The organism is Wansuia hejianensis (genome assembly GCF_014337215.1).
In the GTDB taxonomy this organism is placed as follows: Bacteria; Bacillota; Clostridia; order Lachnospirales; family Lachnospiraceae; genus Scatomonas; species Scatomonas hejianensis.
On the sequence record NZ_CP060635.1, the window covers coordinates 2,366,113 to 2,380,995 of the forward strand.

At 50.2% G+C, this 14,883-nt stretch carries 13 protein-coding genes; 5 read left to right on the top strand and 8 right to left on the bottom strand.

Annotated elements, in window-relative coordinates; all coding sequences use genetic code 11:
• Positions 1-253: 253 nt before the first annotated feature.
• From alr to H9Q79_RS11005, 6 genes are all read right to left on the bottom strand, one after another.
• On the bottom strand, positions 254-1,384 hold the full coding sequence (alr, locus tag H9Q79_RS10980) for an alanine racemase (RefSeq protein WP_249329714.1): 1,131 nt from the start codon (positions 1,382-1,384) through the stop codon (positions 254-256).
• 33 nt (positions 1,385-1,417) lie between these two features.
• A complete protein-coding gene (locus tag H9Q79_RS10985) occupies positions 1,418-1,876 on the bottom strand; it encodes an Lrp/AsnC family transcriptional regulator (RefSeq protein ID WP_118643060.1) in 459 nt (152 codons plus the stop codon).
• Between the two features lie 167 nt (positions 1,877-2,043).
• Positions 2,044-2,931, bottom strand: a complete 888-nt coding sequence (locus tag H9Q79_RS10990; RefSeq protein WP_118642976.1) for a DegV family protein — start codon at positions 2,929-2,931, stop codon at positions 2,044-2,046.
• 149 nt (positions 2,932-3,080) lie between these two features.
• Positions 3,081-3,671 (bottom strand): TM7S3/TM198-like domain-containing protein, encoded by a 591-nt coding sequence (locus tag H9Q79_RS10995; RefSeq protein WP_118642974.1) that lies wholly within the window; start codon positions 3,669-3,671, stop codon positions 3,081-3,083.
• 85 nt (positions 3,672-3,756) lie between these two features.
• Positions 3,757-4,380, bottom strand: coding sequence for a response regulator transcription factor (locus H9Q79_RS11000; protein WP_118642972.1), 624 nt, complete (start codon positions 4,378-4,380; stop codon positions 3,757-3,759).
• Positions 4,381-4,383: 3 nt separating this feature from the next.
• Complete coding sequence (locus H9Q79_RS11005; protein WP_249328290.1) at positions 4,384-5,448, bottom strand: sensor histidine kinase; 1,065 nt, start codon at positions 5,446-5,448, stop codon at positions 4,384-4,386.
• A 261-nt stretch (positions 5,449-5,709) separates the two neighbouring features.
• On the opposite strand from H9Q79_RS11005, the gene H9Q79_RS11010 reads away from it, so the two are divergent.
• Genes H9Q79_RS11010 through H9Q79_RS18285 form a run of 4 tightly spaced genes read left to right on the top strand, consistent with a single transcriptional unit; the run spans position 5,710 to position 9,077 of the window.
• Positions 5,710-6,639 carry an ABC transporter ATP-binding protein gene (locus H9Q79_RS11010; protein ID WP_118642970.1) on the top strand — a complete coding sequence of 310 codons (930 nt, stop codon included), beginning with the start codon at positions 5,710-5,712 and terminating at the stop codon, positions 6,637-6,639.
• Between the two features lie 10 nt (positions 6,640-6,649).
• Positions 6,650-7,762 (top strand): ABC transporter permease, encoded by a 1,113-nt coding sequence (locus tag H9Q79_RS11015; RefSeq protein ID WP_118642968.1) that lies wholly within the window; start codon positions 6,650-6,652, stop codon positions 7,760-7,762.
• Entirely contained in the window at positions 7,749-8,906 is a 1,158-nt protein-coding gene (locus H9Q79_RS11020; RefSeq protein WP_249328291.1) for an ABC transporter permease, read from the top strand. The genes H9Q79_RS11015 and H9Q79_RS11020 overlap by 14 nt, the downstream gene beginning before the upstream one ends.
• A gap of 42 nt (positions 8,907-8,948) precedes the next feature.
• Positions 8,949-9,077 carry a hypothetical protein gene (locus H9Q79_RS18285; RefSeq protein ID WP_283245078.1) on the top strand — a complete coding sequence of 43 codons (129 nt, stop codon included), beginning with the start codon at positions 8,949-8,951 and terminating at the stop codon, positions 9,075-9,077.
• A 657-nt stretch (positions 9,078-9,734) separates the two neighbouring features.
• Here the strand turns inward: H9Q79_RS18285 and H9Q79_RS11025 are convergent.
• Positions 9,735-12,272, bottom strand: coding sequence for a heavy metal translocating P-type ATPase (locus tag H9Q79_RS11025; protein WP_118642962.1), 2,538 nt, complete (start codon positions 12,270-12,272; stop codon positions 9,735-9,737).
• Positions 12,273-12,283: 11 nt separating this feature from the next.
• Positions 12,284-12,691, bottom strand: coding sequence for a metal-sensing transcriptional repressor (locus H9Q79_RS11030; protein WP_330596805.1), 408 nt, complete (start codon positions 12,689-12,691; stop codon positions 12,284-12,286).
• 621 nt (positions 12,692-13,312) lie between these two features.
• Here H9Q79_RS11030 and H9Q79_RS11035 point away from each other — a divergent pair.
• Positions 13,313-14,788, top strand: coding sequence for an L-serine ammonia-lyase, iron-sulfur-dependent, subunit alpha (locus H9Q79_RS11035; RefSeq protein ID WP_118642960.1), 1,476 nt, complete (start codon positions 13,313-13,315; stop codon positions 14,786-14,788).
• Positions 14,789-14,883 lie beyond the last annotated feature (95 nt).

Consider the following 14,883-nt stretch of genomic DNA (forward strand, 5'->3'; position numbering starts at 1 on the left):
AGAGGAGGCAATCGGATCATTCCGATATTAGCCTCCTAAAACTTAAGAAAGAGACAGCCCTGTGAAATTCTAGCTTTTTCAAAGCATTGAATCTCCACCGGTCTGTCTCTTTCTTTCAACGATTCTATTACCCAACTGCCTTTTAATCTGCCGCGAAAGGCCCATTACCCAGCGCAGCGCACATTGACAGGAGTCTTACGGTTTCATTATATCCCAGGATTCCGGTATCCAGGGCCAGATGATATCCTGCCGCCTATTCTTCCTGATATATTCTTGTCACGCGCTTGCTGATGCCGCAGGCCATCTCATAATTAAATCTGCCTGCCGGATCTGCAATTTCCTCCAGGGAGATAAAGTTGTCCCCGTCACGTCCTGCCAGAGTTACCACATCTTCAGTCTTCACTTCCGGTATCCCCGTAACATCCACCATGATCTGATCCATGCAGACACGCCCGAGTATCGGCGCGTACTGCCCGTGAATCAGGACCCGCCCTCTGGAAGAAAGAGCCCTGGGATATCCGTCGGCATACCCCACAGATACCGTGGCAATCCTCGTCAACGGCCCGCTGGTCACATAGGTAGCGCCATAGCTCACTCCAAGCCCCGGCCCCACATCTTTGACATGGATCACATGGCTTTTCCACGCCAGGGCGGGGATCAGGTCCAGCTGTTCCTTTTGCACTGCCTCAGACGGATAAAGTCCGTATGTCACGATCCCCGACCGCACCATGTCGTATCTGTAATCATCAAATTCCATGATGCCGGCGCTGTTGCACACATGCTTAACCGGTATGTCCACTCCCCGCCGTTCCAGCATGGCTGCCATACGGTCGAACTTCTCCAGCTGTGAAGAACAGTACGTCTTATCCACCTGATCCGCGCAGGAAAAATGCGTAAACATCCCTTCCAGGTCAATATGTTCCAGGCAGGAGATTCCTTTGATCTCATCTGCGTCAGGCTCTGCCGCCTGAAAGCCAATCCGGGTCATCCCGGTATCCAGGGCAATGTGTATCTTAGCCTTTTTCCCCTGATTCGCGGCAGCCGCATCCAGCAGCTCCGCCGTCTCCCGGCTATAGATCGTCTGAGTGATGTCATAAGCCACCACATCCTCATATTGTTGCGGCGACGTATATCCCAGGATCAGCACCGGCAGCTGTATCCCGTGCTCCCGCAGTTCCACCGCCTCCTCCAGAGTGGCCACTGCAAAATAATCCACCCGGTCTTCCAGATATTTTCCCACCGTTACCGCCCCGTGTCCATAGGCGTCAGCCTTGATTACAGCCAAAAGCTTTACATCCGGGGCAATTCTTTTTCTCACTTCAGCAATGTTATGTCCTATCGCAGGCAAAGATACTTCTGCATAGCATCTCAGATAGTCGCTCATGATCTTTCCTTCTTTCATCTGGGAGGCGCTGCCTCACCGCTTCTCCGGTTTTCTGATCGCTGAATAAATATTCTTGACATTCTTCAGCACTACATGGGTCCTGGTATCGGACACACCGTCCAAGCTCATGATTTCCCTGTGAATATGTTCCAGCTCGTCTGAAGACTCACAGGATATCTTCAGCAGAAGATCGAAATCCCCCGTTTGGTAATAGCAGGATACAATCGTATCCATACTGTTGATGGCCTCTGAAAAGCTGTCAAAATATTTCGGATTCCCCAGACTCACTTCCATCAGAGCTGTCATTGCGTTCCCTGTGCGTTTCTCATCAACAATGATCGTATATTCCTTGATGATTTTATTTTCCTCCAGCTTGCGGATCCGCTCAATCACTGCAGAGACAGAGAGATGAATCTCCTTGCTGATATTGGATGCAGTTTCCCTGGCATTTTTCTGCAGGATCTTCAAAATTTTATAATCAATGCTATCCATCATGTACAGCCTCCTCCAATTAATACCCCTGAATATTTCATGTCACCCATTAAGTATAGCAAATTTTTTACAGAAGTCCACCATTCTGAAAAAAATTTTATATTTACCGTTTCATAAACAGGGCAGTTCAGAATCCGGAAGAATTCTAAACTGCCCTGTTGGATTACTTATTTTTCCCGCATATCGCCCAGGAAGAACAACGCAACCGTCCCCGGCCCCGTATGGGAACCGATCACCGTTCCTACATTGTTGATGATAATTTTCCCTCTGAGCGCTGGAAAACGTTCTTCAATCACATCCGCTACCTCCCGGGCGTCTTTATAGCATGCCGACTGTGACAGATAACACTTTCCCGAGTAATTATGACCGCCCTCCGCATGTTCTTCCATGCGCTTCACAATCTCTTCCATCACTCGCTTTTTCCCGCGGTATTTCTTCCTGGGAATCAGCTTTCCTTCCGTATTCATGTTCAACAGAGGGCAAATATTCAGAACTGTACCGAAAATCGCTGAAGTTCTTGAGATCCTCCCTCCACGGAAATAGCTGCTCAGATCCGTGGAAAAAAACCAATGATGAATATGGAGCTTGATTTTCTCCAGCTCTTCCACATTCTTCCCGTAGGACATCCCGGCGTCCTGATGATCCTTCGCTATGGTTACCAGCATCCCATAACCCGATGAGGCACCCAGTGAATCCACGAGAGTTACCTTCCTCTCCGGATATTTCTCTTCCAGACGCTGCTTCGCAATGCTGGCCGCATTATAGGTTCCGGAGATTCCGCTGGAAAGCGTGATGTGGAGCACATCCTTACCCTGGATCAGGAATGGTTCAAACAGCTTCATATAATCTTCTTCATTCACCTGGGAAGTGACCGGCGTGGCCCCTGCCGATATTCTTCTGTAGAATTCATCCAGTGCCATTGATTTCCCCATATCGTCCGGATACTCCTTGCCATCCATGGTAAAATGAAAACAGGCATAGGGAATCCCCCGCTCTTCAAAGAATTCTGGGGCCATATCTGCAGTTGAACAACAGGTAATCACATAATCTGACATATTTTCTAATCTCCAAATTTTATATTTCCACACCTTATGATGTAGTTTTCAAAACTATATATTATACTATCATCTGCAGTTTCGGGTGTCAACCTATTTTCGCCTCATCACAGTATCCCTGGCAGCAGTTCAGCATTCCGCTATTCCTTTTATCTTCTTCTCCTGCTCACTTCTTTCGTCGTCGCAAATTGCACGGCTATTCCCAGGGCAGCAATCACAAGCGTCACCACAAGACCCAGCGCATAATTGGAACCCAGAACCGGTATGGGCGTCTTCAGGGAATGAACGGCATTGAAAGCGCCGCTGACCGCCGTAATAGCAATAATACAGGGCCTCGAAAATTTTACCGCCAGTATTCCAGCCACCACAAACGCAGCCACTGCCAATACCATCAGTACGATATTCCATACCTGTTCATCGGGAAGGGGAATCGTCCTAACCGCTGCAAAAGCGATAAAACCACAGAAAACAAACACTCCCGCAAGATAGAGCTTGAAAGCAATCAGCCCAAGCAAAATACCTGCCACAAGTCCGATTACCGCGGGAAGATATGCTTCTCCTTTGATCAGCACTGAGGATATGCCGAATCCGAGCGCAAATCCCACCAGGAAACCGATCACGGTAACCCATACCTTCAGCAGGCGATAGCCCAAAAAGCATTGCAGAAGAGCAAACGCTACAGAAAACACTACCGCAACCTGGCCGAATTTAGTCATAAAATCATTTAACACGTCAAGCACTCACCAGTACCTCCTTCAGAATTCTTTTTATATAGTAACCTTTTTCTCCGGCCAGTTCAAGCTTTTTCTGGAAGCATCTGGCGATTCAGGGCAAATTCCTGTAATAAAAGATTGCCAGCTGCGTCCGGTCCCTAAGCTCCAGTTTGTCCAGGATACTGCTGAGATAATTCCTGACCGTACCTTCGCTTAGATACATCTGCTCTGCAATTTCCCGGTTAGACAAACCTTCCGCAACCAGGCAGATCAGCTGATACTCCCGCTCCAGAAGCCCATGGACTTCATAATTAAAATTTCCCTTTTTTTTCAAAAGATCCGGTATCTTAGCCGTAATCTCATTGCCAAACACCGTCTGACCGGTGCACACAGCCCGAAGAGACGGCAGAATACTTCCATAGTCCTGTTTCAGCAGATATCCTCTGGCGCCGGTCCTGATTGCCCGGATAATATATTCATCGTCCAGGAATGTGGTCAGCAGTAAAATCCGGGCCTCCGGAAACTCCCTGAGAATCCTGGCTGAAGCTTCCAGACCATTCATTTCCTTCATCCGTATATCCATCAGCAGCACATCCGGACGTTCCTGCCGGTACAGCTTCACACCCTCCAGGCCGCTGCTCCCTTCTGCGCAGACCTCCACCTCCGGGTCTGCTTCCAGTATTGTCTTCAACGCCATGGTAATCAGCGGATCATCATCTACCACTACTACTCTCATAGTTTACCCCTCTTTCGGTATAGTTATAAATATTCCGAAGCCGTGGTCTCTGCTAATCTGAATGTTTCCATCCAGGGCCTTTACCCGCTCCTTCATGTTTAAAAGCCCTATTCCTCCTGTTTTCTCAGCTATCCCGGCTCCGGAGCCATTATCCTGTATCTTCATCTGATAAAGCGCCGGATGCTCCCGCATCAGCACATGCACTTCTGTAGCATCGCTGTGCTTGGCCACATTAACCAGAGCCTCCTTCAGAATTGACAATAAACAATACTTAACCGTTCTCGGGACGTCCATATCCATATCATATTCCAGCCCCACCCGGCAGAACTGAAATTCCAGGATCAACCCTTCCACTGCCTTCTGTAGATCTACAGAATCATCATGGATATCGTGAACACTTTTTCTGACGCTGTCCATGGCCTGGTTAAGAGAATTCTCAAGCTGAGCCAAAGGCTCCCCCACCGTCGCATCCTTATTCACTGCCTTCAGCGCGCCTGTTATCAATATCGTCCTCGACAACAGGTGACCCACATTATCATGAATCTCTCTGGCGATCCGGTTACGCTCCCTTAAGGTAGCCGTATAAATCTCATAATCCTGTTTCTCAAGCAGTTCTTTATTCTTCTCTTTCAGAAGCAGGTTCCTCTCTGCACTGTCATCCCGGATTTTCTTTAGCTTCTCTTCCTTTATTTCCAACTGCGTGCTTTTCACCTCCAGCAGCATTGCAGCTCCAATTCCCAGCAGCAGGAATATGATCATTTCTATGCCCGCACCGCCGCTCTGGGCCATAGCCGGCGCAACCAGAACCAGCAATAGATACAGCCTCCATCTCAAAATATCGTAAGAGATCAGCGGTAAAAAACATACCATACCCGGCCAGATAACCGCACCCGCGCAATAACCACCCAACAATACCGCCGCCGCCGTCCGCTTTTCCAGAAACGCCGCACAGGCCGACACAGCCACAGCCCAAAAAAACCCCGTGACATACACCGGCGTTACCGGCACAAATAAAACGGCCGCTATTCCATATATGGTTAAAAACCCCTTATCCGCCAACCTTCTCATATTCATATCCTCTAATAGATAATTTCCATTCTGTGCTCATATTAACGCATTTCCAAATCTATGACAAGGATATCTTCCACGATTACCCGGAAGCAAGGCTGAATGTGACATTTGTCATACGGTTTCCTGACATTCTTCACTACCGCTCAATCATTTTTTCCGTTAAACTTTAATCATATCAAGCAGTCCCTGAACCATCCGCCTGCCTATCATACATCATGACCCTGCAGACGGATGCGGCAAAGATAAGGAGGAGTTTTTATGATTAAAATCGAAAATCTGGTGAAGCGCTACGGCGATCTGCTGGCGCTGGACCATCTGAACCTGCAGATCAAGGAAGGGGAAATCTTCGGACTTCTCGGCCCCAACGGTTCCGGAAAAACTACGGCTCTGAACTGCCTGCTGGCCCTTCTGAAATATGATAAAGGCACCATCGAGGTCTTTGGCAAACCCATGACCCCGGCCTCTTACGAATCGAAAAGGCAGATTGGCGTAGTGCTTCAGAATGTGGCAGTCTTTGAACAGATGTCTGTTTATGAAAATATAGATTATTTCTGCAGTCTTTATGTAACAGACAAGGAAAAGCGGAAGGCGCTGGTAGAAGAAGCCATTACTTTTGCAGGTCTGGAAGATTTCCGGAAAAAACGGCCGAAACAACTGTCAGGTGGTCTTCTCCGGAGACTGAACATTGCCTGCGGCATCGCCCACAAGCCCAGGCTGATTATTCTGGATGAACCGACCGTAGCTGTCGACCCCCAGAGCCGGAACCGCATCCTGGAGGGTATTCAGGAATTAAACCGTCAGGGCTCTACAATCATTTACACCACCCACTATATGGAAGAGGTAGAGCAGATCTGCACGAGAATCGCAATCCTGGACCACGGCCGCTGCATTGCCTCCGGCACGAGCGAAGAATTAAAATCTATGATTAAAACCGGGGAAACTGTAACGATTGAGGCCGTTGCACTGCGAGAGGAACAGCTTTCAGAAATCCGGGCCCTGCCGCATGTGTTTTCCCTCACTTATAATGATCAGACGCTGAAAATCAGCCTCAGCAGCGCTCACCACAATTTTGTCAGGATTCTTCATTATCTGGAATCACAGGAAGTTACCTTCGGAAGAGTCTTTTCGGAATTGCCCACATTAAACGACGTCTTCCTGGAAATCACAGGAAAAGAGCTGAGGGATTAGGAGGAGCAGCATGGCTAATTTATTTAAGTACCGTTTTATTCAGACCCTGCGCGAAAAAGGGAACATGTTCTGGGGCCTGGCTTTTCCCATTATCCTGGGCACTTTTTTCTATTTCGCCTTCGGGAGCCTGGGAACGGAAACCTGGAATAACATCCCGGTGGCGGTTGTTGAAGCTTCCAGCAATGAGGCCTTTTCCCAGTATATGGACGCTCTGGACGGCGACCTTCTGGACATTACCTGCATGTCGGAGCAGGAGGCAGAAAACGCACTGCAGGAAGGCACCGTCATCGGCATCTTTTATGAAGAAACAGAACCCTCTCTGACTGTGGCGGCCAATGGGATGGAAGAAACGATGCTTTCTTCTCTCATGGATTCCTATGCCAAAAATGCTTCTATGATTGCTGACATCTTGCAGACGCATCCTGAAAATCTCCAAACTGCCTTGTCCGAATTGTCAGACTATTCTTCCTTTACAGAAAACTCCTCTTTGGGAGGCCGGACCTATGACAATGTTCTGGATTACTTTTTCGCCCTGATCGCTATGGGCTGTTTCTACGGATCTTTTTTGGGAATTTCTCTCGCTAACGAAAATATGGCCAACATGTCCCCACTGGGCGCCCGACGGAGCAGCGCGCCTGTCAGCAAGCTGAAATTGGTGGCTGTAGACATGGGAACCGGCTTCCTGATCCATTTTATCAATGTGGTTCTGCTGCTCTGTTACCTGAATTTTGTCCTGAAAATCGATTTTTCCGGGAACTGGGGCGGTATGCTGCTGATCTGCCTCCTGGGCACCCTAACAGGTGTGTCCTTTGGAATCGCTGTTGGCTGTGCCGGAAGGCTGAAAGCAGGAATGAAAACATTTCTGGCAGTCGTCTGCCCGCTGATCACCTGCTTCCTGGCCGGCCTGATGTTCGGCAATATCAAACAGCTCATAGAACAGACCTGTCCAGTCATCAACCGCATTAATCCGGCCACACTGATCAGCGACGCCTTTTACTATCTGATCGTCTACAATGACTTCGGCAAGCTGGCCGTCAACCTGATCACACTGGCTGTCATCAGTCTGGGGCTGGCCTCACTGGCCTTCTTCAGCATGAGGAGGGAACGCTATGACAGTATTTAAAGGTTATCTTAAAATTATAAAGCAAAATCTGACCTATATGATTTCCTGGATTTTCATTTTTCTCATCATCACTCTGATGATGGACTCCTTTACCAGTGATGCACAGAAGGGGATCTTCAGGGCAGAAAGCGTAGATATCGCCGTCGTAGACCTGGACAGCAGCACCCTGTCCCAGGGCCTGATAGATTACTTATCGCTCCACAACCAGGTCACTCTCACCGACGGCGACCAGGAGAAGCTCACCGCCGCCCTTTACTACCGGACCTATGCCTATGTGCTGACCATCCCGGAAGGATTCGGCAGCTCTTTCCCCGATGGCGGTGAGACATTAAAGGCCACAAAGGTCCCGGGTTCTACAGAAGGCTACTATCTGGACACACAGACCGATTCTTTTTTAAACCAGGTCCGGGTCTATCAGGCTGCCGGCTTCGATAGGCCGGAAGCCATAGAAAAGGCGCTGGCCCTTTCAGAAACAGAAGCGCCCGTGACGCTGAAGGATTCCAGCGGAAACGGCGGGGAAATGCCGGGCTATGCCTACCTTTTCCGTTTCCTCCCCTACCTGTATATTTCGGTTCTCTGCTATTGTGTCAGCTATATACTGACAGCTTTCAACAACCGTGAAATACACCGCAGGATGATGGCCTCCGCCATCTCCCCGGCCAGCCAGAACTTTCAGGGGATCATGGCCTTCCTGTTCCTCTTCATGGTCTTCTGGGGTATCAGCATGCTTCTTCCGCTCATCGCAGGCTACCGCTCCTTCTATACCGGAGGCCACATACTCCTCTACCTGGCCAATTCGCTGCTCATGCTGGCCGTAGCAGCCTCCATCGCCTTCCTGGTGGGTCATCTGATCCGTGGAGACAACGCAATCAACGGAATCACCAACATCCTTTCCCTGGGAATGTCTTTTCTCTGCGGCGTCTTCGTCCCACTGGAATTCCTGAGCGACGGTGTAAAAAAAGTTTCGCAATTCCTGCCCGTCTACTGGTACGAAACCACCAACGACCTGCTGGGCAGCCACAATACCCTGTCAGCAGAAATGCAAAACACCGTATTTCAGGGCTTCCTGATCCAAGCGGCATTCGCACTGGCATGCTTCTGCCTCACACTGGCGGTAGGAAAACTAAAGGCTCAGGAAAATTAAATTTTGGTTTTGCTTCCAATTGGTCGGGGAAGGGAGGGCGCTTTGGATACCCGGACGAAAGGCTGGGAGGAGGCGGGGCGGAACAGGGACGGCGCCATGGAAGGCTTCGGCCTGAAGTTCTGCTTAGCGGCCATCAGCACCTACAGGGAGGTACCAGGGCAAGTCCGGTAGAAAGACTGATGTCTTTCTATCCTCCGTGCCCTTCAGGCATTGTGCGTGAGGCACAATACCTGCCCTCCCTTCCGGCGCTGCTGCCCGCTAAGCAGAACTTCAGGCCGAAGCCTTCCATGGCGCCGTCCCTGTTCCGCCCCGCCTCCTCCCAGCCTTTCTGGTGATCTAAAACTCTTCACCCAAGTTCTCCGAAAGTGTCATCAGGATGGTTTCAGACAGTAATTGCTGGCTTATCGCGGCCGACGGGCGCCAGTATTTCTTTATTAAATATCGAGATCTACCGCCTGAGACTATCGGGGTCCCACCCCTGGCGAGAGCCATTGTACCGTCTGGAACAGCCAGAAAAGCAGCGGGGGACCTCCGGCGGCTGCGGTCTGTTGGGCAGACCTCTGCAGGCTTGTTAGTGATTCTTGACTTCCGGAGGCCGCTCTTCAGGGGGCGTCCGCTGTGCCTCAAGCACGGCGGGCGAGGGGAACGGAGGATGGAAGGCATCAAGCCTTCCACCGGACTTTCCCCGGTACCCCTGGAGAGCGGCCTCCGGAAGTCTTAGAATCACTTCAACCCGAAGCCCAGTCTGCCCAACAGGCCGCAGCCGCCGGAGGTCCCCCGCTGCTTTTCGTCCGGGTATCCACCCCCACCTCGCCACAAAACCATAATTTAATGAATTGCCGTCACTTCATAATCCTGATCTTCTACCACTTTTTTCAGCAGTTCATCTGCCACCTCTGCATTCAGCTTTACAACTGCCGTTCCTTCCTCATGGCTCACAGCCGCTTCGTTTACCTCCGGCAGGGCTTCCAGGCATTTTTTTACTCTTGCCTCGCAGTGACCGCACATCATTCCTTTGATCTCCATTGTTTTTTCCATTGTTTGTTTCTCCTTTTTCTTTTTAATTTTTATTTTTTTATCTTTTCTGGCACTATACATGGAGAAAAGATTTAGCCTTAATGCGTTGCTGACCACGCAGAAACTGGACAGGCTCATGGCCGCGGCTCCGAACATGGGATTTAGCTTCCAGCCGAAGATCGGTATCCACACGCCGGCGGCCAGGGGGATTCCGATCACATTATAGAAGAACGCCCAGAACAGGTTCTCGTGGATATTCCTCAGGGTTGCACGGCTCAAACGTATGGCTGCCGGTACATCGCTGAGGCGGCTTTTCATGAGCACCACATCGGCCGCATCGATGGCTATGTCGGTTCCGGCTCCGATGGCGATTCCTATATCGGCGCGTGTCAGGGCGGGGGCGTCATTGATTCCGTCTCCCACCATGGCTACTTTCCCTTTCTTTTTCAGTGAACGGATGACCGCTTCTTTCCCGTCTGGCAGGACGCCGGCAATCACTTCGTCTACTCCAGCCTGGGCACCGATCGCTCTGGCGGTCCGTTCGTTGTCTCCGGTCAGCATGACTACATGAATGCCCATGTTCTGCAGTTCTTTTACCGCTTTGGGGCTGTCTTCCTTGATAACGTCGGCTACAGCGATAATCCCTATAAATTCACCGTCACGGCTGAAGAACAGCGGGGTTTTCCCTGTCTCGGCAAATTCTGCGGCTTTTTGTTCTGCAGCATCCGGGATCTCCGCTTTTCCGCGGATGAATGCCAGATTGCCTCCTGCCAGCTGCTGCTCCTTCCAGGTCCCGGTCAGGCCGTTGCCCGGTACCGCCTGAAAATCACTGATTTCCTGCTTTTTCATTTCCCGTTCCTCTGCCAGAACCAGGATAGCCTTGGCCAGGGGATGTTCGCTCTTCTGCTCCAGCGCTAACGCTGCGTACAACAGATCCTCTTCCCCGATGCCCTCTGCCGGAAACAGGTCTGTGACCTTCGGCTCGCCGCTGGTAATGGTGCCGGTCTTATCTAAGGCGACAACCTGTACTTTTCCGGCCTCTTCCAGGGATACGGCCGTCTTGAACATTATGCCGTGCTTGGCCCCCATGCCGTTGCCCACCATGATCGCCACCGGAGTAGCCAGTCCCAGCGCGCAGGGGCAGCTGATAACCAGAACGGAAATGCCGCGTGCCAGGGCAAATCCTATGGTTTCTCCGGCCAGAAGCCAGATGCCGATCGTGACTAACGCAATGATTATAACGGCCGGCACGAAAATGCCTGATACTTTATCGGCTACTTTCGCAATCGGCGCTTTGGTAGCTGCGGCGTCGCTGACCATCTGAATGATTTGAGAAAGAGTTGTGTCCTCTCCTACTCTTGTGGCCTCGCACTGGAGGTAGCCCGACTGGTTCAGGGTTGCGGCAGATACTGCGTCCCCCGGCTCCTTGTCCACCGGAATACTTTCCCCGGTCAGGGCAGATTCATTGACAGCGCTGCTGCCTTCTACAACGACCCCATCGACCGGGATATTCTCTCCCGGTTTCACCACAAAACGGTCGCCGGTCCTTACCTGTTCAATTCCCACCTCCACTTCCTGGCCATTCCGCAGCACCGTCGCCGTCTTCGGCGCCAGCTTCATCAGGCTTTTGAGCGCATCGGTAGTCCTCCCTTTGGAATAAGCCTCCAGCATCTTCCCTACAGTAATCAGCGTCAGGATCATGGCGGCTGATTCAAAATAAAATTCATGCATATATTCCATCACTGCATGGGCATTCCCCTTCAGCTGGGCGTCTGTCATTGCGAACAGAGCATAGAGGCTGTAGCCAAAGGAAGCCCCTGCCCCCAGAGCAACTAAGGTATCCATATTGGGCGCCCTGTGAATCAGGCTCTTAAAGCCACTGATAAAAAACTTCTGGTTTATTACCATGATTGCAGAAGTAAACAGCAGCTGTATCAGCCCCATCGCCACATGGTTGCCTTCCAGTACCGCAGGCACCGGCCAGCCCCACATCATATGGCCCATGGATACATACATCAGCGGGATCAGAAGACACACGGATGCAATCAGACGTTTCTTTAAAACCGGCGTAGCCCGGTCCTTCAGCATCTCTTCATATTCAAACGCCGTTCCGGAGGCTGCAGCAGTGGAACCTCCACTCTTCCCCCTGCCGCCCTTCTGCGCCGCGCCGTATCCCGCTTCTTCTACAGCCGTGATTATCTGGTCCGGAGACGCCGTTCCTTCCACACCCATCGAATTGGTCAGCAGGCTGACAGAACAGCCGGTCACGCCGGGAACTTTTGAAACTGCCTTCTCCACTCTGGCGCTGCAGGCCGCACAAGTCATACCAGTAACTGTATATTGTTCCATAATTACCTCCTTTACTTCATCAGCTTCTGCAGCAGTGTTACCAGCTCATCAATCACCTCATCATTCCCTGACCGGATACTGTCCGCCACACAGGTACGGATGTGATTCGACAACAGGACTTTATTAAAGCTGTTCAAAGCCGCGTTCACCGCCGCCACCTGAACGAGTATATCCGTGCAGTAAGCATCCTTCTCCAGCATCCCGCGGATGCCTCGCACCTGCCCCTCAATGCGGCTTAGACGGTTCTGAAGGTCTTTGTACTCCTTCTCTGAACGTTCTTTCGTTTTACTGCAGCATTCACACGAGCCCGTCACTACTTCAGATTCCGATACAGAATCTGGTTTATTATCCACTTTCAAATCTACTTTAGTCTCTGCTTTGTCATCTATCTTATTCTTTTTTTTCTTCTTATCAGCCATTTTGACCATCCTTTCCATTATCAATATACCCCCTATAGGTATATCTTCTAAGGAAAATTATATACCCTTACAGGGTATATTGCAATAGCATTTTAAATTTTTTATTAATTTCGATTTTGCTTCCAATTGGTCGGGGATGGGGGGAGGGTTTTGGATACCCGGACAAAAGGCTGGGAGGAGGCGAAGCCTTCCATTGCGCCGTCCCTGTTCCACCCCGCCTCCCCCCACCCTCTCTGGTGATCTAAAACGCTTCACCCAGGCTCCCCGAAAGTACCATCAGGATCATTTCAGACAGTAATTACTGGCTAATCGCGGCCGACGGGCGCCAGTATTGTTTTATTGAATATTGAAATCTACCGCCTGAGACCATCGGGGTTCCCAGCCCTGGCGAGAGCCATTGTACCGTCTGGAACAGCCAGAAAAGCGGCGGGAGACCTCCGGCGGCTGCGGCCTGCCGCTGCTTTTCGTCCGGCCATCCACACCCCTCGCCACAAAACTATAATTTTCCAACCAAATGGCGATTTATTTATCTTAAAAAGATCTCTTATCCCCATTTCTTCTATTGAGATTTTGGCAATAATTCAATATAATATCTTTAATGTACAGTCAGGAGATTCAACCATGTCGATAGGAAAAAATATCGCTAAATTCAGGAAAAGAAAAAAGATGACCCAGGAAGAATTTGGCAAAACCATTGGCGTGACAAATCAGGCAGTATCTAAATGGGAATCTGAGGTTTCTCTGCCTGATGTCATGCTTTTGCCTAAAATTGCTGACAAATTAGAGGTTTCCCTTGATGATCTATATGGAATACACGATTCCCACGAACCTGTCTCGTCCGTTCATGAGGAACAGAGCCCTAAGAGTGGCATGGAATCATTGAGAGAATTATACCGGATCGGAGTGGGTCCTTCCAGCTCTCACACTATGGGACCTGAGAAAATCTGCCGTATCTTTTATTCTCAGCACCGTACTGCCGACAGATATAAAGTGGTCTTATACGGTTCTCTCGCCCTAACAGGGAGAGGCCATGGGACAGACAAGGCGATTCAGAAGGTATTCGGTGACAAGGCAGAGATCGTCTTTGACACTCAGCACCAGACGATAGAATTCCCAAACACGATGGATCTGTATGCTTATTATGGTGAAAATCATCAGATGAAGCGCGCATACAGCCTCGGAGGCGGCGCAATTTCTTTTGATACAGTGCATCCCCAGAAATCTACGCCGTATAAACTGACTTCCTTTTACCAGATATCCGAATATGTCAAAAATCACAATATGCGCATATTCGATTACGTCCGTGAATGTGAGGGAGAGGAAATTTTCCTCTATCTTCAAAAGGTCTGGCAGCAGATGAAGGCCGCCATTAAAGAGGGCACGGAGAGAGAAGGCTATCTGCAGGGAGGATTGGGGGTTGAGCGTAAAGCCCGGTTTCTCCTGAAATCCAGACATATAGGAGAGACAGATGTCATCCGGGAAAACCGGCTCATCTCTGTATACGCTTTTGCGACAAGCGAACAGAATGCGGACGGAGAAACCATCGTAACCGCTCCCACCTGCGGGTCTTGCGGCGTAGTGCCGGCCGTACTGTTTTTCATGCAGCAAAAACATCATTTTACGGACAAGCAGATCTGCAATGCACTGGCAACCGGAGGGATCATCGGCAATTTAATAAAAACAAATGCCAGCATCAGCGGAGCGGAATGTGGATGCCAGGCGGAAATCGGCTCTGCCTGCGCCATGGCGGCGGCGGCACTGGCTGAGCTGTATGAGCTGGACCTGGAACAGATTGAATATGCGGCCGAAATAGCCATAGAACACCATCTGGGACTGACCTGCGACCCTGTAAAGGGACTGGTACAGATCCCGTGCATCGAGCGAAATGCTGTAGCTGCGATGAGGGCGATCAATGCGGTTTCCCTGTCAAATTTTTTGGCTACTACCAGAAATGTATCCTTTGACACCATTGTCAACACGATGTATGAGACCGGCAAGGATATTCACCATGGCTACCGGGAGACAGGTATCAATGGTCTGGCAAAATTTTATGTGCAAAATGATCCGAACCGTATAGACGATGCAATCAAAATATGACAAGGCTGTCCTGAAAATGTTATCAAGAGTAACGATTTCAGGACAGCTTTGTCATATTTTCCTTAATTCTTCCATCCTCCTCATCCGGCGCCCGG